Source organism: Caulobacter sp. FWC26, from assembly GCF_002742645.2.
GTDB lineage: Bacteria > Pseudomonadota > Alphaproteobacteria > Caulobacterales > Caulobacteraceae > Caulobacter.
Genome location: NZ_CP033875.1, coordinates 2,510,855 through 2,534,890 on the forward strand (window position 1 = coordinate 2,510,855; position 24,036 = coordinate 2,534,890).

11 protein-coding genes and 2 pseudogenes are annotated in these 24,036 nt (G+C 64.8%); 9 read left to right on the plus strand and 4 right to left on the minus strand.

All coding sequences use genetic code 11. From position 1 onward, the window contains the following. Positions 1-91 precede the first annotated feature (91 nt). On the plus strand, positions 92-1,606 hold the full coding sequence (istA, locus tag CSW63_RS13470) for an IS21 family transposase (protein WP_066684306.1): 1,515 nt from the start codon (positions 92-94) through the stop codon (positions 1,604-1,606). Next, the gene (gene istB / locus CSW63_RS13475; RefSeq protein WP_066684304.1) at positions 1,593-2,321 is read left to right on the plus strand and encodes an IS21-like element helper ATPase IstB; all 729 of its coding nucleotides are present in this window, start codon (positions 1,593-1,595) and stop codon (positions 2,319-2,321) included. Before istA ends, istB begins: the two co-directional genes overlap by 14 nt. Positions 2,322-2,615: 294 nt before the next feature. On the opposite strand, the gene CSW63_RS13480 is transcribed toward istB, so the two are convergent. Both CSW63_RS13480 and CSW63_RS13485 read right to left on the minus strand, forming a co-directional pair. Further along, on the minus strand, positions 2,616-4,112 hold the full coding sequence (locus tag CSW63_RS13480) for a sensor histidine kinase (RefSeq protein ID WP_099503471.1): 1,497 nt from the start codon (positions 4,110-4,112) through the stop codon (positions 2,616-2,618). Between the two features lie 412 nt (positions 4,113-4,524). Further along, entirely contained in the window at positions 4,525-5,229 is a 705-nt protein-coding gene (locus tag CSW63_RS13485) for an ion transporter (RefSeq protein ID WP_305764129.1), read from the minus strand. A gap of 332 nt (positions 5,230-5,561) precedes the next feature. Here CSW63_RS13485 and CSW63_RS13490 point away from each other — a divergent pair, with 332 nt between their 5' ends. The 6 genes and pseudogenes from CSW63_RS13490 (at position 5,562) to CSW63_RS13510 (ending at position 18,401) form a co-directional block, all read left to right on the plus strand. Then, the gene (locus CSW63_RS13490) at positions 5,562-11,411 is read left to right on the plus strand and encodes a DUF3320 domain-containing protein (RefSeq protein ID WP_099503469.1); all 5,850 of its coding nucleotides are present in this window, start codon (positions 5,562-5,564) and stop codon (positions 11,409-11,411) included. Further along, a complete protein-coding gene (locus tag CSW63_RS13495) occupies positions 11,408-12,535 on the plus strand; it encodes a DNA repair exonuclease (RefSeq protein ID WP_099503467.1) in 1,128 nt (375 codons plus the stop codon). The genes CSW63_RS13490 and CSW63_RS13495 overlap by 4 nt, the downstream gene beginning before the upstream one ends. Then, a pseudogene (locus CSW63_RS24155) lies at positions 12,532-12,882 on the plus strand (AAA family ATPase); the annotation flags it as partial. The gene CSW63_RS13495 and the pseudogene CSW63_RS24155, both read left to right, overlap by 4 nt. A gap of 261 nt (positions 12,883-13,143) precedes the next feature. Further along, on the plus strand, positions 13,144-15,201 hold the full coding sequence (locus tag CSW63_RS13500; protein WP_371415253.1) for an ATP-binding protein: 2,058 nt from the start codon (positions 13,144-13,146) through the stop codon (positions 15,199-15,201). Positions 15,202-15,385: 184 nt separating this feature from the next. Beyond that, positions 15,386-16,576: a hypothetical protein gene (locus CSW63_RS13505; RefSeq protein ID WP_099503463.1), complete on the plus strand. Its 1,191-nt coding sequence runs from the start codon at positions 15,386-15,388 to the stop codon at positions 16,574-16,576. After that, positions 16,569-18,401 carry an ATP-binding protein gene (locus CSW63_RS13510; protein WP_099503461.1) on the plus strand — a complete coding sequence of 611 codons (1,833 nt, stop codon included), beginning with the start codon at positions 16,569-16,571 and terminating at the stop codon, positions 18,399-18,401. Before CSW63_RS13505 ends, CSW63_RS13510 begins: the two co-directional genes overlap by 8 nt. Positions 18,402-18,737: 336 nt before the next feature. On the opposite strand, the gene CSW63_RS13515 is transcribed toward CSW63_RS13510, so the two are convergent. Together CSW63_RS13515 and CSW63_RS13520 are read right to left on the minus strand one after the other, a co-directional pair. After that, positions 18,738-20,867: an outer membrane beta-barrel family protein gene (locus tag CSW63_RS13515; RefSeq protein WP_099503459.1), complete on the minus strand. Its 2,130-nt coding sequence runs from the start codon at positions 20,865-20,867 to the stop codon at positions 18,738-18,740. Between the two features lie 235 nt (positions 20,868-21,102). Then, positions 21,103-21,570: pseudogene (locus CSW63_RS13520) on the minus strand (transposase); the annotation flags it as partial. A 505-nt stretch (positions 21,571-22,075) separates the two neighbouring features. Here CSW63_RS13520 and CSW63_RS13525 point away from each other — a divergent pair. Then, the gene (locus CSW63_RS13525) at positions 22,076-24,016 is read left to right on the plus strand and encodes a bifunctional DedA family/phosphatase PAP2 family protein (protein ID WP_099503457.1); all 1,941 of its coding nucleotides are present in this window, start codon (positions 22,076-22,078) and stop codon (positions 24,014-24,016) included. Positions 24,017-24,036 lie beyond the last annotated feature (20 nt).

The following is a 24,036-nucleotide window of genomic DNA, read 5'->3' on the forward strand; positions in this document are numbered from 1 at the left end:
CTCGGGGAGATAGGCGTCCAAAGTTGACCCCCTATCCTTGAGGCTTTGATGGCCAGATCGGCGGCTTGTGGAGCTGCGGATCGAGACAGGGATGTTGGTATTGGAGACGGTGGCGAAGATCCGGCGCGAGCATTTCGCGCGGGGTAAGGGCGTGAAGACGATCGCGCGGGAGATGGGCCTGGCGCGCAACACGGTGCGCAAGGTCTTGAGATCGGGAGAGACCTCTCTGGTCTACGAGCGGCGCGAGCAGCCGCACCCCAAGCTTGGGACCTTCATCGAGCGCCTGGAGGGCATGTTGGAGGCCAATGCCTCGGGCCCTCGTAAAGACCGGCTGACGCTGACACGGATCGCCGACCTACTAAGTCGTGAGGGATACGACGGTAGCTATGATGCGGTTCGGCGCTACGCGAGCCGCTGGGCTGATCAGCGCCGGGGCGTCAGCTCGCCGGTCGAGGCCTTCGTGCCCCTGAGCTTCGCGCCGGGCGACGCCTACCAGTTCGACTGGAGCCACGACCAGGTGGAGATCGGCGGCACGCCGCTGACGGTGAAGGTGGCCCACCTGCGGCTCAGCCACAGCCGCCGCTTCTACATCCGGGCCTATCCGCGCGAGACCCAGGAGATGGTGTTCGACGCCCATGCCCGGGCCTTCGCGCTGTTTGGCGGTGTCACCCGGCGGGGCATCTACGACAACATGAAGACCGCCGTGGAGGCGGTGTTCGCCGGCAAGACCCGGCGCTTCAACCGGCGCTTCGAGCAGATGTGCTCCCACTACCTGATCGAGCCTGTGGCCTGCACCCCGGCCTCGGGCTGGGAGAAGGGCCAGGTGGAGAACCAGGTCGGCTACGCCCGCGACAACATCTTCAAGCCGCGCCCTCGGTTCAGGACCCTGGAGGAGCTGAACGGCTGGCTGGAAGCCGAGTGCGAGCGCCGGGCCCGCAACGACCGTCACCCCGAGTATCGCGACCGCACAGTCCAGGAGGTGTTCGAGGCTGAGCGGCCGTTCCTGGCGCCGTTCGTAGGGCCCTTCGACGGCTTCCACCAGGTCGAGGCCGTCGCCCAGGCCACCTGCCTGATCAACTTCGACCGCAACCGCTACTCGGTGGAGGCCAGGGCGGCGCGCCGGGCGGTGCAGATCCGAGCCTATGCCGACCGGGTCATGGTCCTGTGCGACGGCGAGGTCGTGGCCGATCATCCCCGCGGCTTTGGGCGCGACCACACCGTCTATGACCCCTGGCACTATCTGCCTGTCCTGGCACGCAAGCCTGGGGCGCTGCGCAACGGCGCGCCGTTCCAGGACTGGTCTCTGCCGCCCGCCCTGACCCGGCTGCGCAAGCGACTGGGCTCGGGCGACGAGGCCGATCGGCGCTTCGTTCGGGTGCTGGCCAGCGTCCTCGACGACGGCCTGGACGCCGTGGACGACGCGGTCCGCGAGGCCCTCGACGCCGGCGCCGCCAGTGACGAGGTGATCCTCAACATCCTGGCCCGACGGCGCGAACCGCCCAGGCCCGAGGCGATCACCACGTCACAGGCCTTGGCCTTGCGTCATCCGCCGATCGCCGACTGCGCCCGCTACGACCTGCTGCGAGGTCCCCGTGCAGCGGCATGAGATGATCGAGGCCCTGGGTCAGCTGGGCCTGAAGGGCATGGCCGCCGCGTTCGACGACGCGGTGACCACGGGCCTGCAGCGCAACCGCACCGCCTTGGAGATGCTGGCCGACCTGCTCAAGGCCGAGACCGCGCACCGCCAGGCCGCCTCCATCCGCTACCGGATCACCGCCGCCAAGCTGCCGGCGATGAAGGATCTGGCGCGCTTCACCTTCGACGGCTCGCCGATCAATGAGGGCCTGGTCCGCGCCCTGCACAGCGGCTCGTTCCTGGCCGATCACCGCAACATCGTCCTGGTCGGCGGCACGGGCACCGGCAAGACCCACCTGGCCATCGCCATCACCGCCAACGTCGTGCGGGCCGGCGCCCGTGGCCGCTACTTCAACACCGTCGATCTGGTGAACCGCCTTGAGGACGAGGCCCGGCGCGGCAAGACCGGCGCCTTGGCCGCCCAGCTCTCACGTCTGGACGTCGTGGTGCTCGACGAGCTGGGCTACCTGCCGTTCGCCCAGTCCGGCGGCCAGCGCCTGTTCCACCTGATCAGCAAGCTCTACGAGCGCACCTCGGTGATCATCACCACCAACCTGACCTTCGGGGAGTGGCCCACCGTCTTCGGCGACGCCAAGATGACCACGGCGCTGCTCGACCGCCTGACTCATCACTGCGACATCGTCGAGACCGGCAATGACAGCTGGCGGCTCAGGAACCGCGCCTGACCGGCGCGCCCAGCGTCATCCACAACTTGTTCAACCTCCCCCAGACCCCCTCCGGGCAGCTGAAAGATCAGTGGCTCACTAGGCGGCGACGCGCTGCGCTAGCTGACCGCTACGCGCCTCGCCGCCGGTCCGGGAACAGAGCGTAGAGGGGTCAACTTTGGACGCATATTGGGGGTCAGCTTTGGACGCCGTTTGACAAAGCCAGCTCACCACCCTTCCCCGGCCATCCGAGGATCTGTGTCGCCGGCCAGGCTGCGCCATTTGCTGTCGTTGCCGCACCTCCGGAAAGACGACCTATGCAGGGTCTGGCTCTGGGTCTGGGTTAGCCTGCAGCGGGAGCGTAATTTGCGCGCTGAGCCCTAGCTCTGCCCAATGTAATTCCACGCGACCGCCAAACGGCTGAAGGCTGCGCTTGAGCAAGGTCCCACCAAACCCTGAGCGTTTGGGCGCAACGACGGGCGCCCCCCCACGCTCGATCCATGACAGCTCAAGCTGCCCATGGCTGCTACGCCAGCGCACGGTCAAGACGCCTTCATCGACGGACAATGCGCCATACTTGGCGGCATTGGTTGCCAGCTCATGGAGGCAGAGTGCAAGCGCTTGAGCATGTCTGGCCGGCAAGGAGATCGGCGGCCCGTCAAGCTTGATGTGACCGTTGTCACCCAAGCCATAAGGGCCAAGTTCTTCCGTCAGGAGCTGGCGCAGGTCGCCGCCCGACCATCGACTTTCAGCAAGCAGCTGATGGGCGCGCGAGAGAGACTCGATCCGCCCCAGCAGGGCTTGTCGGTAGGTCTCGAGATCACCGGCCTTGGCTAGCGACACCATGCTCTGCACGACAAACAACAGGTTCTTGGCGCGGTGATCGACCTCGAGCATCAGAAGCCGCAGACGCTCTTCATTCTCCCGCTGCTCGGTGACGTCCAACTGTACGCCGACCAACTTCCGGGGCCGGCCAAGGTTATCGCGAACGATCTCCGATCGGACCTGCAGCCAGCGCACCTGGGCGTCAGCCGTTAGGCGCCTGAATTCGAAATCCGCGAATGTGTCGTCGCCGTCGAGGGCGCGCTGTCGCGTCTTATTCAGAAGAGCGGCATCGTCTGGGTGGTGGCGAGTGCGTCCCTCTTCGAGGCGAGCGCCAGCGTCGCCAAAGTCTACTCGCCGGCGCAGGTCGTCACTAAGAGGAGGGAGGGCGTCGTCGAGTGACCATTCGAACGGCGCCATGCGGCCCGCTTCCAGCGCCAAGCGCAGCCGGGCCTCGGAAGCCGCCATTCGCTGGACCGCGAGCTTTTGCTCGGTGATATCCTCAGCGACGCCGATCATGCGCACCGGGGCGCCACTTTCATCGTAGAAGAAGCGACCGCGCGCCGCGCGCCAGTGGATTGAACCGTCTGGCCATAGGGCGCGGAACTCATGATGGAAGGTCGACCGGCCATCGCGAGCCGCTTCGATCAACGCCACCGTCTCGTCGCGATCGTCCGGATGCAACCGGTCGAGCCAGGCTTGGTAGCTGGGTAAAACTTCTCCGACCGCGTAACCCTGCTGCAAGAAGTGGCGGTCGTTCCAAACGACCTTGCCCGAGGCGATGTGCCAGTCCCAGCTGGCAAGGCCGCCAATCTCAAGGGCCAAACGAAGACGTTCCTCGCTTCCACGCAGGGCGCCGTCGACGTGATCTCGGTCCGCCGTGTCGTAGGAAGGGCTCGACAGCCCATTGTTGGCTTCGCGTGGCCCGGTGTTTTCAACCTTTGCCGCCGCTGGCCCAGCTTTCGGATTATCCAGCGACTCTTTAGTCATGCTGTGCCCAACTCCATGCCGCACAATGCATCGGCAGCTCGAAGGTGAAGTTATAATCAAAGGCCTGCATCGCGCCGCCTCAATAGCCGGAGGGACGGAACCGGCTGTGCATAGCTACGGCTTAGGGAGGTAGGGACAAGATCGCGTTATCGACGTCCGCACCATAACAATGCTGGAGGTTCGCACCGTCGCATGACCGACATAGGCCGCTCGGTTCAGATCACCCACCGATCCCTGCGGTTTTTCGCAATCCTAACAGTCCCGCTACGATCGGTAAGGCAGCGCCATAAGCAGACTCTCGGTCCGCTCCAAGAACACGACGTTGAGCGGTATGATCTTCTAGCCGGACGAAGTAGGATAATCGCGATCGAGCGACTGCATGTAGCAGCGGCAGAAACCTAGCTGGGCAATTTCACACCCGACCGTTGGGAGGCGGATTATCCTCTCGCGCACGACGATGGCGATCCATGCCGTCGCTGAACGCGGCGGCCAGTATGCCCGTGGGCATCGCGATCAGTCCGATGCTAAGGATCGCAGTGACGCTAGCCAGGACCTTGCCCAAGGGGGTAATCGGATAGACGTCGCCGTATCCGATGGTCGTCATTGTCGCTACAGACCACCATAGGGCTCTGGGGATGCTGCCGAACTTTTCGGGCTGAACGCCGCCTTCAGCGAGGTAGAGCGCTGTGGCGGCCACGACGATCAAGGACAGGCCCGCCACCAAACTTAGGATAAGCTCGTCGCGGCGCGACATCACGGCCTCGACAATATGGTCGAGGGCTCGGGACATCCGACCAAGCTTGGCGAGGCGAACGATCCTGGCCAGACGTACCCACCGCAGCAGCAGCGCTCCGGAGGTGCCGACGACCATGAACGATGAAACCACGGCGATTAGATCGGCGACCGCCGCAGGCGAAAAAATGAAGCCGAGCCGTGAGCGCCAAGCCGAGCGTGTCGGATTCCGTTCTGGCGCGGTCCATAATCGCACGGCGTATTCCGCGGCAAAAATCCAGCCAAGTGCGAATTCCCCCGAAGTGAACGCCCGCCCGTAGTCGCGGATCAACGTTGGTTCGGTTTCAGCGATCGCCAAGGCGGTAGCGGCGATGATCAACGCCACAAGCACCTTGTTTGTGAGTGAAAGCCCTTGAGCTCGGGCTTGAGGCTCAATTTGCCGGTAGAAGCGTCGGCGGACGCGTTCCTCCGGCCGCTCAAAGGGCGTTGTTCCGTCCACAGGTCCCCCCGGTATCCCGCCTAAGGTTTGAACCCAGATCGATGAACGGTCCAGCGTTGGTTGGCGCCTATCATATTGGCCTTCCGCGGCTCGAGGCCGATAATCAGGTAGAGGCGTTCCGGCCAAAAGCACCCGATTGCCGCGCTGTCGTTGCATCAAGCCACCCATAGTTGACCTAAGCTGGGCCGTCGGGTGTAAATCTCTGAGTGGGGGAAACTATGCAGACATCCGTGCGGGTGCTGGCGAGCATCGCCAGCAAAGTCACCTTTGCTTCGCACCAAAACAGCGCTCCCGTTCTGCTGGATATGGAGTTGGAGCAGACTGGCGAAACGACGCTGGAAAACTTGACGGTCGAATTGACCGCCGAGCCGGGATTTCTGACGCCGAAGACCTGGCGCATCGATCGGCTGGAGCCCCGGGCCCGCGCCCGCATCCTGGATCGCAAGATCGAATTGAACGCAGGCCTTCTGTTCGAAACCGCCGAAAGCCTGGCGGGCGAAGTCGTCATTTGCGTGCGCTGCGGAGACGAGGAACTGGCGCGGGCGCGCTTCGCCGTTGAAGTACTGGCGCGCAATGAATGGGGCGGCGCGGGCTATATGCCGGAGCTGCTGGCCGCCTTCGTGACACCCAACGATCCGGCCGTCGACCAAGTGCTCAAGCAAGCCGCGCAGGTACTGCAAAGCGCCGGCAAGCCCGACACCCTGGACGGCTATCGAAGCCAGTCGAGCCGGCGGGTCTGGGAACTGACCTCCGCACTCTGGTCGGCGGTGTCGTCCCTGCGCCTGATCTACGCCTTGCCGCCGGCGAGCTTCGAGACCAACGGCCAGAAGATCCGGACGCCGGGCGCGATTCTCGAAAGCGGACTCGCGACCTGCCTGGACACCGCTTTGCTGTTCGCCGCGGGACTGGAGCAGATGGGTCTCAATCCCGTCCTGATCCTCACCAAAGGTCACGCCTTTGTCGGATCCTGGCTGATCCCGCAGGAATTCGCGAGCCTGATCACCGACGACGTGGTGGCGGTCAGGAAGCGTGTCGCGCTCGGCGAGATGGTGCTGTTCGAGACCACGCTGGCGACCAGCAAGCCCGCGCCCTCCTTCAGCCAGGCGGTGGAGGCCGCTAGCCGCCAGATCGGTCCCGAACACGAAGGCGATTTTATCCTGGCGCTCGATATTCGCCGCGCGCGCATGCAGCGCTTGCGGCCGGTGGCGCTGCAGATCACCGCCGTCGCGCCCGTCGAGGCGGACACGCGCACGCCCGTGGCCGAGAGCCTGGAAGAAGCGCCCGCCCTGCCCGACTTCGATCCCAGCCCGGCGGACGAGCCTCCAGCGACGCCGAGGGGGCGGATAGACCAGTGGCGACGCAAGTTGCTTGATCTGACGGTGCGCAACCGTCTCTTGCACACCAAGCCCAGCACCACGGCCCTGAGGCTGATCTGCCCCGACATCGCCAGGCTAGAAGATCTGCTGACGGACGGCGCCAAAATCCGGATCAAGCCCCTCCCCGAACTGGAGGGCTTTGCCGCAGGTGGACGGGACGCTGCCCTGCATGAAGCCCGCACGGGCGAAAACCTGCTTGAGGCGCATGCCCGCCAGGCGCTGGAGGCCGGTGAGGTTCTCTCGTCGCTCGACGCCAAGGCGCTGGACGCCCAACTGGTCGAACTCTATCGCAAATCGCGCCTGGACTTGCAGGAAGGCGGCGCAAACACCCTGTTTCTGGCCATGGGCTTTCTGAATTGGAAGCGCTCCGAAGCCGACCCTCGCACCTATCACGCGCCGCTGATCCTGCTGCCCGTGACGCTCGAGAGAAAGAGCGCCCGCTCCGGAGTGGTGATGACCGCGCACGAGGACGAGGCGCGCTTCAACCTGACCCTGCTGGAGCTGCTCAAACAGGATTTCGAGCTGACCATCCCCGAGTTGGAGGGCGAACTGCCGGCCGACGACCACGGCGTGGATGTCCGCGCCGTCTGGACCTCGGTCCGGCGTGCGGTGCGTGACGTTCCAGGGTTCGAGGTCGTCGAGGAACTGACCCTGGGCGTCTTCTCCTTCGCCAAATATCTGATGTGGAAGGATCTGACCGATCGGGTCGACCACCTGAAGGCCAGCGCGGTCGTGCGCCATCTGATCGACACGCCACGCGACCCTTTCCTCTGCAAAGAGGGCTTTCCCGACGCCGACAAACTGGACCGGGAGGTGCGGCCATCGGAGTTGTTCGCACCGCTCCCTGCCGACTCCTCCCAGCTGGCAGCTGTGATCGCCTCCGGCCAGGGTTGCGACTTCGTGCTCGACGGGCCGCCAGGCACGGGCAAATCCCAGACGATCGCCAACATGATCGCGCACAATCTTGCGCTGGGCCGTAAGGTCTTGTTCGTGGCTGAAAAGATGGCGGCCCTAGAGGTCGTCTATCGTCGTCTCGACGCCAGAGGCCTGGCCCCCTTCTGCCTCGAGCTGCACTCCAGCAAGGCCAACAAATCCCAGGTGATCCAGCAATTGGGTCGGGCATGGGATACGCGCGACACCGTGGCGGCGGAAGACTGGAGCGCGGAAACCGGCAAGCTCGCGGCCCTGCGCGACGAGCTGAACGGCTTGGTCGACCTCCTGCATGTCCGGTCAGACAACGGCTTGAGCCTTTTCGAGGCGATCGGTCGGACCGTACGCGACGCCGACGCCCGCACGCCGGAGCTCGGTTGGACCGCCGAGCGTCGCCACGACCGCGCGACGCTGGAGGCCATGCGCGAAGCCTGCCGTCAGATGGACCGCCTGTTCGACGCCGTCGATGACCTGGACCCCGAAGCCTTCGGCGCGATCGCGGCCGATGATTTCACCGGCGCCTGGCAAGCCGAGATGGTCGCCGCGACCGCGGCCCTGGCGCGCGCGGGGGAAACGGCCCACGCGCGACGCGCGGAGCTCGAAACCTCCTTGGCTCTGCCGCGCGGCCCGGCTGATCGGCCGGGCCTGGCGGCGCTGACGGACCTGGCCGATACGATCGACGCTGCCCATGGCCTGGATCTGAGCTTCGCCTTCCTGCCCGACGCGCCGGCGATCATCGACGCGCTGGAGCGCGGACGCCATCACCTTGAGACCTATCAGACGGCCGAACGCAATCTGTCCCAGGCTTATCCGGCCGAGGCCTGTCGCCGGGTTCAGACGACGGCGCTGCAGGCGAAGCTGGAAAAGGCCGACAAGGCTTTCTGGCCAATGAACCTGATCCGGCGCGCCTCTGTGAACGGTGCGTTGAAGACCGCCGCGAACCTGGCCACAAAACCCGACGCGCGGACCGACCTGCCGCTGCTGAAGACGATGCAAGGCCAGTTGGAGCGGCTTGACGAGTTGAAGGGACAGGCCGCTCGCGCCTCGGCCTGGACTGGTCTGGCGACCGACGAGACCCGGCTGGCCGCCACGCTCGACGTCGCGCAACGCCTGCGCGCCGCCACCGCGAGGCTGGCCGCCACGCCCGAGACCTTCGCCGCCGTGCGCGGCGCGGTGCGCCAGGTGGTGGTGGACGGCAACGAACTGCTGGCCGAAGCCATGCCGATCCGTCTGGCCACGGCGAGATGGCGCGGCGCGCACGCCGATCTCGAAGCGGCCTTGGAACGGTTCTGCGCCGTCGCCCGCTGCGAGCAGCCGCTCGACCATCCCGATCTTCTGGAACGCGTCGCCACGATGAGCGCGACCCTGCTAGCCCATCAACCCCGGCTTCGCGATTGGAGCCTGTGGCGAAAGGCTCGGCGCGCGGCCCTGACGCTCGAGCTCGATAGCATGGTCCAGGCGCTGGAGAACCGAACGATCCGGGCAGGCGAGATCGCCGCGCAGTTCGAGACGGCCTATGCGCGATGGTGGGCCGCAGGGCGCATCGACGGCGACGACCGCCTGCGTTTCTTCACCGCGCGCGAAGAGGAAGATCGCATCGCCGACTTCCGCGCCGTGGACGATCGCGTGGCCGACCTGACGGTTGCCTATATCCGCGCGAAGATCTCGGGCCAGATCCCGGACCGCAACACCGTCGCCAAGACATCCGGCTTTGGCGCGCTGCGCCATCAACTGGGCCTGCAAAAGCCCCGCAAGCCCGTGCGCGCCCTGATGAGCGAGATGGGATCAGACATCACTACGCTGGCGCCCTGCATGTTGATGAGCCCGCTTTCGGTGGCCCAGTATCTGCCGGCGGATGGCGCGCTGTTTGACCTGGTGATCTTCGACGAGGCCAGCCAGATCACCACCTGGGACGCCATCGGCAGCCTGGCGCGAGGCCGCCAGGTGGTGATCGCTGGCGATCCGCGTCAAATGCCGCCGACCAACTTTTTCCAGCGCGGCGCGGGCGCGCCGGCCGAAGACGAGATCGACGACAGCGTCGAGGAGGATCTGGAAAGCATCCTGGACGAATGTCTCTCGGCGGGTCTGCCCCGTCACACCCTGGAGTGGCACTATCGCTCGCGCCACGAAAGCCTCATCGCCTTCTCCAACCATCGCTACTACGAAAGCCGCCTGGTCACCTTCCCGTCGGCAGTGACCCAGGACACCATGGTCAGCCTGCGGCGGGTCAGCGGGGCCTACGCCAAGGGCAAGTCCCGCACCAACGCCTCCGAAGCCCAGGCGATGGTGGAGGAGGCCGTCCGGCGCCTGCGCGATCCGACCTTCGGCGGTCGCGGCAAATCACTGGCCATCGTAACCCTCAATTCCGAGCAGCAACGGCTGATCGAAGATCTGCTCGACAAGGAGCGCGCCAAATATCCCGCTTTGGAGCGGTTCTTCGGCGATCACTGCCTCGAGCCCGTCGTGGTCAAGAACCTGGAAACCGTCCAGGGCGATGAGCGCGACCTGATCCTCCTAGGCGTTGGCTATGGGCCCGAGACGCCGGACGCCCCCACCATGAGCATGAACTTTGGCCCGCTGAACCGCTCCGGCGGCTGGCGGCGGTTGAATGTGGCGGTAACCCGGGCGCGCGAGGAGATGATCCTCTTCGCCTCGTTCGGTCCGGAGATGGTCGACCTCAACCGGACCTCGGCCGACGCGGTGCGCGACCTCAAGCATCTCTTGGAATACGCGCAAAAAGGTCCACGGGCCTTGGCCGAGGCGATCCAGGGCTCGGTCGGAGGCTATGAATCGCCGTTCGAGGAAGCCGTAGCCCGAGGCCTGCGCGAACGGGGCTGGACGGTCATCCCCCAGATCGGCGTCTCGCGTTTCCGGATTGACCTGGGCGTGGTGCATCCCGACAAGCCCGGCGCGTATCTGGCCGGGGTGGAGTGCGACGGCGCGGCCTATCATAGCGCGGCCACCGCGCGCGATCGCGACAAGGTTCGCGCGGGAATTCTGAAGGGCCTGGGATGGGAGCTGGAACGCGTCTGGTCGACGGCCTGGTGGCACAATCGCCAACAGGCGCTCGACCTTCTCCACACCGCTTTGACCGGCTTACTGGAGGCCGACCGGACCCGCGTCACCGAAGACGCTCCGGTCGGTCTGCCAGAACCGGAGACGACGGCCGAAACGCCCTTGGCTCTATCCAGCTCAACCGAACGCGTCGCTCAATTCGCGCGCGCCGTGGCCTTCCCGGATTTGAAGGCGACTTCGCCCAGCCAAGACGGCTTCTATCGCGTGGTCGATCTGTCCGACGAACCCGACCTCGATCCGGCCGCGTTCCATGAGCCGATTTATACCTCGACGATCGAGCGACTGGCCCGCCGGGTGGTCCAAGACGAAGGACCGTTGCGGATGGACGCCGTGGTCAGCCGCATCGCGCGAGCCCACGGGTTCAAGCAATCAGGCCGCCTGATCCGAGAACGGGTGGAATTGGTCGCCAAAGCCCTGTTTCCAGCTGTCCCGGACCCAGATGGCCTGGTGTTCGTCTGGCCCGACTGGGCCACGGTGGAAACCTGGTCTCGCGCCCGCGTGCCGGCGAGCGAAGCCGATATCCGCTTCATCGACGACATCCCTCACGCCGAGCTGTCGACCTTGGCGCGACGGGTCTCTGCCGCCGATCCCGTGGTTGAAATTGCCCGTCAGTTCGGAATTCGGCGAGTGTCGGCCGCAGCGCGAGCCCGCATCGAGGCGGCAGTTGCTTCGAGCGTGGACCCATGATCCGGTTCATCCACACCGCCGACTGGCAGCTGGGCAAGCCCTTCGGGCGCATGCCGGATGACGTGCGAACCGTCCTGCAAGAGGCCCGTCTCGACGTCATTGACGCCATCTCCAAACTCGCCGCCGACAAGGGCGCCGATGATGTCTTGGTCGCCGGCGACGTCTTCGACGCACCCGAACCTGGCGAGAGGGTTGTCCGACAAGCCCTCGCCCGGATGCAACGCGCGCAGTGTCGTTGGTGGCTCTTACCAGGCAATCACGACTACGCCCGTGCCGAGGGGCTATGGGCGAGGTTGTCTCGTGACGCTCCCGCCAATGTCAGAGTCCTGGCCGAAGCCCTACCCGTCACCCTGAGTGAGCGCGCGGTCATCTTGCCGGCGCCACTGCTCTATCGGCGCACACCCGACGATCCCACGGCTGTTTTTGAAAGTATGACCACGCCCGCCGGCGTGCACCGGATCGGCCTGGCGCATGGGCCCATCCAGTCGTTCTCCAGCACCGCGGCGATGAACCTGATCCTTGCAGATCGCGCCCAGCGTTCGGGTCTGGACTATCTGGCCTTGGGCGACTGGCACGGCTTTACCCAAATCGGCGAGCGCACGGCCTATAGCGGCACGCCGGAGGCCGACGACTTCGATCGCCCGGTAACCGGCGGAGCGGTGCTGGTGGAGATCGCCGCACCCGGTGCCGTCCCAGCGCTCTCTCATCATCCGTTGGGCCGCTTCACCTGGCGAAACGAGGCCTGGCCAATCGATGGGGTTTCAGGGCTGGAAGCCAAGCTGCGCCGCCTGCGCGCGGAAGCTGACCTATCGCGCCTCGTGCTGCGGCTGAAGGTCTCGGGCATCGTCAGCTTGGCCGATCGGGTCACGATGCGCGAACGGCTGGAGTCGGAGCTCGGCCTGGAGACCCGTTGGCTTGATCTCGACTTGCAGGATCTTTTTGCAAAGCCAACGGCAGACGACCTTGGCGATATCGATGCCCACGGCGTCCTGCGAGTCGCCGCCGAACGCTTGCTGGCTATGGCCAAGGGTTCCGGCCCCGAGGCGCAGCTGGCGGGCGCGGCGCTAGAGCGCCTGTTCGTCGAGAACCTGCGAGCCGCGCGCACCGTTGAGGCCGACGCATGAGGATCCGCAGCCTGGCCCTGGAAAACTTCCGCCGCTTTCGTGCTCCAGTGCGCATCGAGGGTTTGAGCGATGGCCTCAATCTCATCAGCGAGCCCAACGAGACCGGCAAGTCGACCATCCTTGAGGCAATGCGCGCGGCGCTGTTCGAGCGGCATGGATCTGCCGGGGCGTTCATAAAGTCGCTCCGCCCCTGGGGCGATGAGACCGCACCGACCGTCGAGCTCTGCTTCGAACTGGAAGAGTCGGCTTGGACCGTGTCCAAGCGCTTCCTGCAAAAACCCCAGGTCACGCTGACCGGCCCGGGCGGCCAGATCTTCACCAGCGACGCGGCCGAGGAGAAGCTCCAGGCCTTGCTGGGGTTCGAACGATCGAGCAATCGCGGCGCTGACGACGAGAGCCGAGGGGTCCTGGGCCTGCTGTGGGTCGAGCAGGGCAAGGCCCTGTCTCTGGACGCCCCTGGCCGCATCGCTCGGGAAACAATCCAGTCGGTTCTCGCAGGCGAAGTCGGCGCCGTCACTGGTGGCAAGCGCGCGGTCACCGTCACCGCTGCGGTCGAGACGGCGCTAGCAGACTTTCGCACCGCCAAGGCGGGCCAAGCGACAGGGAAGTTGCTTGCGGCTCAGCAGCAGTTGAGCCTGGCGCAGGCCCGACGAGCCGAGGCCAACGCGGCCATGGACCATTTCGGCGGCGTACTCGATCGTCTCGCTGCGGCGCGCGCTGAGCTCGATCGCACCGAAAGGTTCGCCGAAGACCCGCAGCAAACCGAAGAGGTCAAGGCCTGGACGCGTGACCTTGAGATCGCCCGGGCGGCTGAAGGCCGGCGCCGGGAAGCCCAAGCGCGCTTGGGCGAGGCTCAGAGCCGTCGCCAACAGGTGGAAGACCGCGCCCAGAGTCGGGAGAATCTCAAAGCCGAGTTGGCGGCGGCGACGCGCAATAGCGCTGAGGCCGAAGCGTCATTGGCGCAATTTGAGCCCCTCCTCGCCGCTGCCCTCAAGGCCGAAGACGACAGGGCGGGCGATCTGAAAGTGGCCAGAGCCGAGCTGGAGGGAGCCGAGCGCGTCGCCGCCGAAGCGGTGACAGCTGAGCGCGCGATTTCGCGAACCAGGCATCTGGCGGCCGCCTTCGCGCGCCTGGACGCCGCGGAGCATTTGTCGCTGGAGATCGGAGCGCTGAACCAAAACATCGCCCGCGCACCAGTAACCGATCCCATCCTGGAGTCTCTGCTCGCGCTGCAGGCCAAAGTCTCCCAGACGCAAACTGCGCTTGAGGCGGGGGCGCCAACCCTTGAGGTGAAGCTCGAGCCCGGCGGCGTCGGCAAGGCGCGCCTCAACGGGAAGACGGCAGTCGATGGACGTCATCTCATCGTCGAACCCGCAGTTTTGGAGATCGCCCAAACCGGCACCTTCACGCTCGTGCCGGCTTCCGCGTTGGCCGCGCAGGCGGATCATCGCCGTGCGGTCGAGGATCTCACCGAGGCCTTGGCCAGGATCGAGTTACCCAGTCTGGACGCTGCGCGCGCCGCGGCCGAGACACGTCGCGGCCTGGTCGAGCGCCTCAACACGCTTGAAATTCGGCTGGAAACCTACTGCATGGCGGACGAGGCCCTGAACTTGGCGGCGGGACTGGAGGTATTGCGGGGTGCCCTCAGCGGCGCTGAGCGCCCGCCCACCCCTGTGGGTCCCAGCGTCGACCTCCAAGCCGAGACCGAAAAGGCTGAACAGGCTGTCTTGCGAGCTAGAATGGCCGAGCGCGCGGCGGCCGAGGCGCGGGACACGGCCGGTGAAGCGCTGAAGCGTTGCGAGCTTCAAGGCCAAGCCCTGAGCGCGACGAGCCGGGGCCTGAAATCACGCCTTGAGCAGCTCTACTCGACCCTCGACGCCCTGAACGCTGCCCAGTCCGACGACGCGCTCGACATCGAGCTTCGCGACGCACGCCAGGCCGAAGCGCGCTGTTCGGCCGAGTTCGGAGACGCGCAAGCCGCGGCGCTGGCCTTCAACATCGAAGATTTGGAGCGCAAACTTGCCAACGCCGAAACCCGCCGCCGAAACCTCGAGGCCGAGCGTGTTCGCTTGGCCGGTGAGATCGGCGGTCTCAGTGAGGCGGCACGGTCGGAGGGCGAGCGGGGGCCGGCCGCTGAACTTGATGCCGCCCGAGAAGCGGAAGACGGCGCCGCGAACCACCTTGCATTGATCACCCAGCAGGCCGACGTCCTCAGCCTTTTGAAAACCGTCCTCGCTGAGGCCAGTCGGGAGGCCACGCACCAGTATCTCGGCCCGGTCACGCAGCGGGTAACACCCTATATTGACCGCCTGCTCCCTGGCGCGACTTTGGAGATGTCGGACGCTATGGCCGCTGGATCGGTCAGCCGTCTAGGCCGCCTGGAGCCCGCTGAGGATCTCAGCCGCGGGACCCAGGAGCAGTTGGCGGTATTAACGCGGATCGCCTTCGCCGACCTACTTCTCGAAAAGGGCCGTCCGGTCTCTCTCGTACTCGACGACGCGCTGGTCTATTCCGACGATGGGCGACTGGAAACCATGACCGATATCCTGAGCGAAGTGGCTGAACGCATGCAGGTGATCATCCTCACCTGCCGCAAGCGCGCCTTCATGCATTTGGAAGCGAACCGCGTATCATTGATCGAGGTCGATTTGTCAGCGCGGCGCTGAGATCGAAAAGTTTAGGCGAGCGAGGATGGAGGAGACACACCACCTCCCTCCCAGCGAAGCCTATGTTCCGAGCAACCGACTGCTGATGGAGGCCTCTTGACGGCCTTTCTTCGGCGATCGGTGATTGGAAAGTGGTTTGGATCGCTCAATCGCGAATATCAGGTTTGCGAAAAGAGGATGGACCGTGGCGAGGACTGCCGAATATTCAATCAAGGGCTATCTATACCAGTTCCTCCGCTATCTGTCGGAGATCCTGGCGGCGGGGCCGGGCACCAAGGTCACGATCGAGGGCGCGATCGAAGATATCGATGTCGCAGCGCCAGGGTTCACGACCGCGGTACAATGCAAATATCACGAGGCGGTCGATACATTCTCGCTGAGCAAGATCTACAAGCCGGTGCTGCTGATGCTCGAGCATTTTTCGCACAACAGCAGCACAACGCCAGAGATCTATTATAGGCTCTTCTGTCATTTCCCCGACCAGGGCGGCGCGCGTCGGCTCAGCAAGAACGAGCTCAACTCGGTGCTCGCCACCAAATCCGACGCGTTGCAGAAGATCATCAAACGCATCGCGCCCGGCGTCGATCATGACCTCTTCCTGACGCGTTTCACGATCGAATTTGGCCAGACCAGCGACGACTTGCAGAAGTCGGTGCTCGCAACCCTCGGAACCAAAGGTTTCTCAGCGGAGGATGTCGACGCGATCATCTTCCCAAATGCGATCCAGCGGATCGTCGATACCGCCACCCAATCCGCGCTTCCCGACCGGACGGTCGATCCCGCCACGTTCCTTGAAGCGCTGCGCGATGTCCGCCGCGTGACCTTCACCCGCTGGACCCGGGCGCTTGCGTCGCGCGCGCAGATCGCCAAGCGGCTCCGCGGAGACCTTGCCCCGTCGCTCGCTCACAATATCCGCCGCCGAACCTTCGTCATCGACCCGGCCATGATCGAGAAGTTCGACGATACGATCGTCGGTTTCATGAAGGCATTTGCCGACCGCTACTGCTGCAAATATCTCCATGAATATCCGCCGCTATTCCTGATCACGGGTGATTACGATGTGGATGCCCTGGCGACCCGGCTCCACGACGCTGGCCTCACCGCCGCGACTGGGATGGTTGGAAACGCGTTTCGTGCCAACGCTCTGTTCAAGAAGCCGATGCGCCGCAAAACGCCGCTCGCGATCGAGTTTCGTCTTGGCCTTGCGCGCCGGTCAGTCGTCACCGAAGAGCCGCCCGAACGACCCGACGAGCTGTTCCTTGTGAACGTCGCCGACGATGCGTGGGCGAAAAAAGACGTCACCGTCCACCGCTTCGAGATCGAACGCCTGTCCGATCTCGAATACGTGCTCAAGCTGAGGAATGTATATGATTGATCTTGGTGATCCGATCGGCTGCGTCACTGATAGCTCGCCTTCGCTGGTGCGGATCGAAGTCAGCAACGCCGAGGCTTTCGACAGGCACAAGGCGAAGCTCGGCGTTGGGCAATATCTGCTTATCGCGTCGGGCAACGATCTCTATCTGCTTGCGACCATCACGGCGGTCCGTGCCTCACACATCGATCGCGCGAGACCCGACAGCGGTGACGCTGGCACCGGCGAGGCGGACTCGGTCTCATTCCGCTTCCAAATCGACACCCAGCCGATCGGCACGCTCTCAGAGGACACCGACTTCACGCGCGGCACGCCCGCGCTCCCAGTGCCCACTGAATACGCCTATGTCACCCCACCCGAGGTGCTAAGCGCTATCTTCTCGAAGCAGATCAAGTCGCCCTTCTTGCTCGGGACGTTGAGCGTCGCGCCCGACGTCAAGTTCGAGGTCGATGGCGACCGCTTTTTCAGCAAGCATGTCGCGGTAGTGGGCTCAACCGGTTCGGGCAAGTCCTGCGCGGTCGCCAAGATCCTGCAGACCGTGGTTGGCATCGAGGTTAAGACTAATGCCAACAAGGCCACGCAGAAGAACGCGCACATCGTGATTTTCGATATTCACGCCGAATATGCGGCGGCCTTTCGGCTGGCCGAGACCGAAAATTTCACGCTCAACCTGCTCGACGTCGATACGTTGAAACTACCCTATTGGCTGATGAACGCCCAAGAACTCGAGGAAATGTTCATCGAGAGCCACGAGATCAATTCGCACAACCAGGTCTCGCAGTTCCGCCATGCTGTCGTGCGCAACAAGTGCCGACACAATACGGGCCTCGACAACATCTCATTCGACACGCCGGTCTATTTCTCGATCGACGAAGTGGTGACCTATCTTGAGAATATGAATGTCGAAGTGATCGGAAAGCTCAGCGGCGAGGGGAAGCCCAAGCTCGCCGACGAGACCTTGGTCGCGGATCGGGACAGCTGCTATTTCGACAAGCTGCAATCGTTCGTGGTTGCGTCGACCGCCGCCGCGACCAAGGCGAGTAATGGGCCCTTTCACGGCGAGTTCGATCGGCTGATTCTTCGCCTGCGCACCCGGCTCGCTGATCCGCGCCTGCGATTCCTCTTTTATCCGGTGAAAGACGGCGGGATACCGCTCGAGACCGGTGACTTCGCCGATGTCGTCCGGCAGTTCATCGGGTATCTCACCAGATCCAATGTCTCGATCGTCGACCTGAGTGGCATTCCGTTCGAGGTGCTGAGCATCGTCATCAGCCTGATCTCGCGGATGATCTTCGACTTCGGCTTCCATTATTCGAAAACTCGCCACGTTGGCGGCAATGTCAGCGACGTGCCTATCATGGTGGTGTGCGAGGAAGCACACAATTACGTGCCCCGGTCTGGTGGCGCGCAATATGATGCCTCGCGCAAGTCGATCGAACGGATCGCCAAGGAAGGGCGCAAATATGGCGTGACGTTGATGGTCGTGAGCCAGCGCCCGTCCGAGGTCTCTGAGACCATCTTCTCGCAATGCTCGAATTTCATCTCCCTCAGGCTCACCAACGCGGTCGACCAGAGTTACATCAAGTCGCTGCTTCCCGATCTGTCCGCCGGGATTGGCGACCTGCTTCCCAACCTCGGTCAGGGCGAATTCCTCACCGTGGGCGACGCGCCGCTGATGCCGACCGTTGGCCGTTTCGCGCTCCCAGTGCCGGAGCCGCATTCGCGCAGCGTCAATTATCTCCAAGAATGGAAAGCCGACTGGCGCGAGGTCAATTTCGATGACGTGATTGAGCGCTGGCGCGGCAAGGTAGTCGCCGCAACCGCTTGAGACCCAAGGCGAGTAGCCCGTTCCGTTACCCGCCTCTGATCAGCCGGGGTCCGGTCCGGTTACCGGCCCGAACTTAGCGGCTTCCGATAAGTGGCCCTTTCGAAGCGCGCTATGAGTCAGGTCTACCCGTTTCCAGGACCGACCTCGCCAGCGCGTCGCCCGCTGCCAGGAAGCCGACCTTCCCAACTTCTCCGATGAGTCAAAACAGGACTTGGCTTGCTGCCTGGTACGCATCCGGTGAGAACCGCGGTGGCCTAGGTCCGATTAGCGGACGTCATCAAGTTCCGGGCGGGGTGGGAAGCGGTCATCCGGGCTTAAAGAGCCATGTTGGCTAGGTCAGCCGCCATAGTCGAAGTTGGACGGCTTCTTAAGCTTGCCACCGAAGGCGTAGCTTAGCCCCAGCGTGAATCGGCGCGAATTGCTGTCGTACTCCACGCTCTGCCTCAAGCCAGGCTGCGTAACGTATTCGCGTGCCTGGCTGCTGTTGAGCACATCGCGCGCGGTGGCGACCAGCGACAGGCGCTCGTCGATCTTGTGGCGAAAGCCCAGGTTCAGCGTGCTGTAGGCCGGGGCATAGCCTTGCGGCGTCAGGCGCTTTGCGTGGAGCTGGGCATTCAGCTGGAAGAGATCGGCGGGGGTGATCTGGCAGTTCAGCGAACCCTTGCCGCCTACCAACAGCGCCGAACGGGTCTTCGCGCCGGTCAAGCCCTCGGCTTCGATCTCGGAATAGGTCGCCGTCGTGCTGGCTGTATAAGTCAGCTTCGAGGTCAGTCGTCCCCCCGCCGACAGCTCCAGACCGACGTTCCGCTTAAGGCCCAGGTTCTGCCTGGTCGACAGCAAGGTCCCGCCTTCCAACGGCGTGACAATGTCGGTGACCGTGTCGCGGATGTCCCGGTAGAACACTGTCGCCAGGCGATAGGCCGGGCCGTCGCGATACTCGTATGAAGTCTCGATGCCACGGGTTTCCTCCGGTTTCAGGGCCGGGTTGCCGGCCGTGACCGTCAGCGCGCCGGCGGTGTTGGGGAAAGGGTTCAGATCATCGGGATCGGGCCGCTCGATGCGTTGCGTGTAAGACCCCTTCAGCTGGCGGTGATCGTCGAGGGCGTAGCTGAGGTGCAGTGACGGAAAGGCGCGAGTGTCGGTGTCGCGATGCGTTCCGCCCAAAGTCAGCTGCTCGGTCTTGATGCGCGCGCTCTCGACGCGCAGTCCCATCAGCGCGGTCAGCTTGCCGAACGGCCGCTCCAGCGTCGCATAGGCCGCCGAGACCACCTGGCCGTAGTGGAAACGGTTCGTCAGGCTGGGGTCCGGTCGGGCCGTCGCCGCGTCGCCTCCGCGCGCGCCGCTGTTCTCATAGAGATAGCCGTCGTCCTCGACCTGGACGCCAGCCGTCAACTTGGTGTCCTTCGGCAAGGGTTTGCGGTAGTCGGCGGAAAGCCGTGTCAGGGTCTGGTGCTGGTCGAAGTCTCTGGCCTGATATGCGCCCGATGCCGGTGCGCCGCCTAGGTAGGCGTAGGGCTGACGGTCCTTGTTGATTGTCGCGCTGTGATCAAGGTCCAGCGTCAGGTCGTGATCCTCGCCGGCGAACTTGCGCACCAGCTGAGTCTCGACCTCGTCGTCATAGACCCGATAGGTCTTGCGGCCGACGCGGGTGGACGAGGTCTCGCGCCCCGGGGAGCGGATATCGAAGGCGTCTGCCTCATGGGTGACCCAGTCGAGCCGAAGGTGGTGGGCGTCGGCGGAAAGCTGGGTGCGCTCGCCGGCCTCGTATTCGGCCGACAGATGGAGGTTGCCGAAATAGGCGGATGTACGCCCCTGGTAGACGCCGTCGCTCTCGACATCGCCAGACAGTTCGCGGTGCTCGCGAGTCCTTTTCTTGAGAATGTTTCGCCGGACGGAAAGGTCACCGTTCAGCGACAGCTTGCCGGAATTGTAGCCCAGGTTCCCAGCGCCGTTCGCCAGACCCTGGTCGCCGACATTGGCCTGCAGCGCGCCGGTGATCCCCGCGCCCTTGGCCTTCTTACTGATCAGGTTGATGACCCCGCCCGAGCCGTTGGCGTCGAAGGCGGCCGATGGGTTGGTGATGATCTCCACCCGCGCGTACCGGTCGGCGGGCAGCTGTTGCAGGGCGGCGGCGCGACCCGCGCCCTTGAACAGGCCCGAGGGCTTGCCATCGACCAGGATGGTGACGTTGGGGTCGCCGCGCAGCGAGAGCTTCCCCTCAGGATCGACCTCGACCGACGGCAGATTGCCCAGCGCATCGCCAATCGAACCCGCCTTGGCCTGCAGGTCGTCGGAAAGGCTGTAGCTCCGACGATCGATCCGGGTCTGCACACCCGCTTGCGAGGGCGCGGAGATGACGACTCCGTCGATCTTGTTGGCCGGCGCAGGCGGCGTGGGGACTTGGGCTAGAACGGGCTGGGCGGCAAAAACAACGGCGAGGCCCGACTGGCCAAGCAAAACTCTCATCGCCGCGTCTCACCCGGAAGGCTGCAAAATTCAAGCAACCTAGAGGTGGCGCCCGAGACGCTGTCAAGCTTGAGTGGCGGTGGGTTGCGACATTTTCCGCGAAGGTTTCGGACGCGCCGTCGCACGGTCCCAAAACACACCCGCTCTGCACGAAACCAGCTTGGTTCGGATGTCCGACAAGGGTCGGCACACGAAGTAAGGTCCCCGCCGATATCCGGACGTTCCCTGCGGAGTGTCAGGCCGCCTGGGCGGGCGCGGCTGCGGCGCGCCAGTTCCACGGCAGGAGCTCGTTGATCTGCTGAGCGGGATGCCCGGCGATGCGAGCCAGGACGTCGGCGAGCCAAGCCTGCGGATCGACGTCATTCATCTTGGCCGTGACGATCAGGCTGTAGAGGATCGCCGCGCGCTGGCCGCCACGATCCGAGCCGCAGAACAGCCAAGACTTGCGGCCCAGGGCGATGCCGCGCAGAGCGCGCTCAGCGGCGTTGTTGCTGAGGCAAATGCGGCCGTCGTCGAGGAAGCGGATGAACAAGGGCCAGCGGCGCAGCATGTAATGGATGGCCTTGGCCAGGTCGTGGGCGCGGGTGAGCTTGCCGCGCGTTTCGTGCAGCCAAGCCTCCAATTCGGCGACCAAGGGCTTGCTGCGCGCTTGCCGGACCTCCTTTCGCTCCGCAGGCGAAAGCCCCAAGATCTCGCGCTCGATGGCGAGGCCAGGGCCTCCAGGCGCGCCTTCGAGAGCTTCGTCATCGGCTTATCCCCGCTCGCTCACGATCGGAGCCAAAGGAAGCGCTCCGGTCGGGTTCGGCGGCCGATTAGTCGGCTAGGCGCGGCTTGGCGTGTGAAGACTTGATGTCCGAACGACTACATTTTCACATCAGTGACGGATGCCGTTGTTCTGAAACCAGATTTCAGATGACCAAGAGCATCACTCGCAAGATTGAGATATCTCAATGTTCGTGGCGATTGACTCGATGCCAGGGAGACCGCAAAATTATCGGTCCGGTCTAGAGAATTAAGCCTGATCGACTTCCGATTGCTCGGAAACGCGGCTTGCTACGCCCCCACGAAATCTTGGGGATTTGTATAGATTCGGTCACCGGCCGCCAAGCTGGCGGACCGCATGCTTTGCGCGCGCGGATTCGCCCGTGCGTGGAGACCCTGATGCCCATACCCTATGCTCGTCGCCAGATGTCGACCTCAGCGACGTCGTGAGCGACGGGCTCGACCTCATCGCGGGCGTCATCCGGCGCCACATCGCTTGGGCGCCGGTCTTCGCCTTCGTCATCGCGTTCCTGGAAAGTTTGCCGTTCGTAGGGCTGTTCGTCCCCGGCACCTCTCTGCTGCTAGGCCTGGGCGCGGCTGCGGCGATGCACGGCGCCCCACTGTGGGAGATCCTGGCCGCCGCCGCCCTCGGCGCGACGCTGGGAGCGTGGATCTCCTACGAGACCGGGCGTGCCCAATGCGGCCGCCTCAACCAAAACGCCTTCCTGCTGGCTCGACCCAAAATCCTGGCGGCGGGTCAAGCGCTCTTTCAACGCCACGGGGCCGCTAGCGTCGCCATAGGACGTTTCTTACCCGTCCTGCGCCCCATGGTTCCGATGATCGCGGGCGCGTTCGGGCTGCAAGCTAGGCGTTTCCACCTCGTCAACATCGCCTCGGTCCTGCTGTGGTCGCCGGCCTTCATCTTGCCTGGCGCGGCGGCCGGCCTGACCGCCCGTTCGGTCGGCGGCGGCGCGGCGATCATCCTTATCCTGGCGATGGTGGCCCTGGTCGCCGCGATCTTCCTTTTGCGTCGCCTGACGCGGCTCGTCGATCGCCTGGCCGCTCATGCTGGCGCGCTGGCCTCCCGCGCGCTCGCCCGCGCCCCTGGCGCGCCGGTTTGGCGAGCGAGGCTGGCGCGCCTGGTCCTCGGGCCGGAGCATGCTTTGGCCCGCTGGCGCTCGGCTGGGGTTTGCGCCTGCATCCTGCTGATCGTTTACGTTTTGAACTTGGGCGCTGACGTTGTCAGCCAGCGCCCGATCGTCCGGGCTGACGTCGCCATCGCCAATCTGCTCTACGGCCTGCGCACCCCATGGCTGGACGCCCTGATGATGATGGCCTCGGCGCTAGGCGACGGCGGCCAGCGCACCGCCGCGACGGTCTTGGCGACGCTCTACCTCCTCTACCAACGCCGCTGGCGCTGGGCGCTCGCGCTGGCGCTGGTCATGACCGGCGCGGCCCTCGCCACGCCCGCCTTCAAGACCGTTTTCCATGTGGCGCGCCCCTCGACGCTCTATTCAGGCGCGGAAGCCTATAGCTTTCCGAGCGGCCATGCCACTTCGGCCGCCGCCTTCTATCTGAGCCTGGCGTGGATGGCGTCCCGCGCCTTCGAACGACGCTGGCGCCCACTCATCTGGCTGCCGGCGCTCGCCGCGATCCTACTGACGGCCGTCTCAAGGGTCTATCTCGGCGCTCATTGGCCCTCGGACGTGATCGCCGGCATGGCGCTCGGTGGCGCGCTGGCGAGCCTGGCCATTGCCTTCGCGGCCAGCGACGCCAAGCCCTCGGCGGACATGCCGCCTTGGCAGGATGGCGTGGCGTTCGTAACCGCGCTGTCCCTGGTCGCCGGCTCTCTTGGACCTCGAGCTTACAACAAGGCCGAGGCTCTCTACGCCCCCTATCTACAATTGGGGCCGGCGCCGCGAGGCGCAGCCAATCTGACCGGCGCGGCGATCCCCGCCCGCCGCATCGACCTTCTAGGCCAGCCCGAAGAGCCTTTCGTGGCGCTTTGGCGGGCCCAGCCCGGCGCGCTGGAGGCGCGACTTCGAGCGAGGGGGTGGCGCACCGCTCCCCGCTGGTCCTGGCGGGGCGGCCTGGCCGCCCTCGACGGCCGCGCCGATCTGCATCGCCTGCCACCGCCCAACGTCTTGCACGAAGGCCGTCCGGCCATGCTGACGCTCGTCGCCCCAGGCGCGTCGGCGGATGACCGACGCATCCTGCGGCTCTGGCCGTCAGGCCGTCGTTCGGACGTCTATGTCGGCTCGCTCACACGCGAAACCGCCGTCCGTCCGCTACGCATCGTCACCCTGCTACGCGAAGATGACGCCACCGCCCTCGACGATCCGCTGCTCTCGAGCATCGCCCCATTCGAGGTCGCCAAACCCCGATAGATGCTCTTAGGAGAACGTCG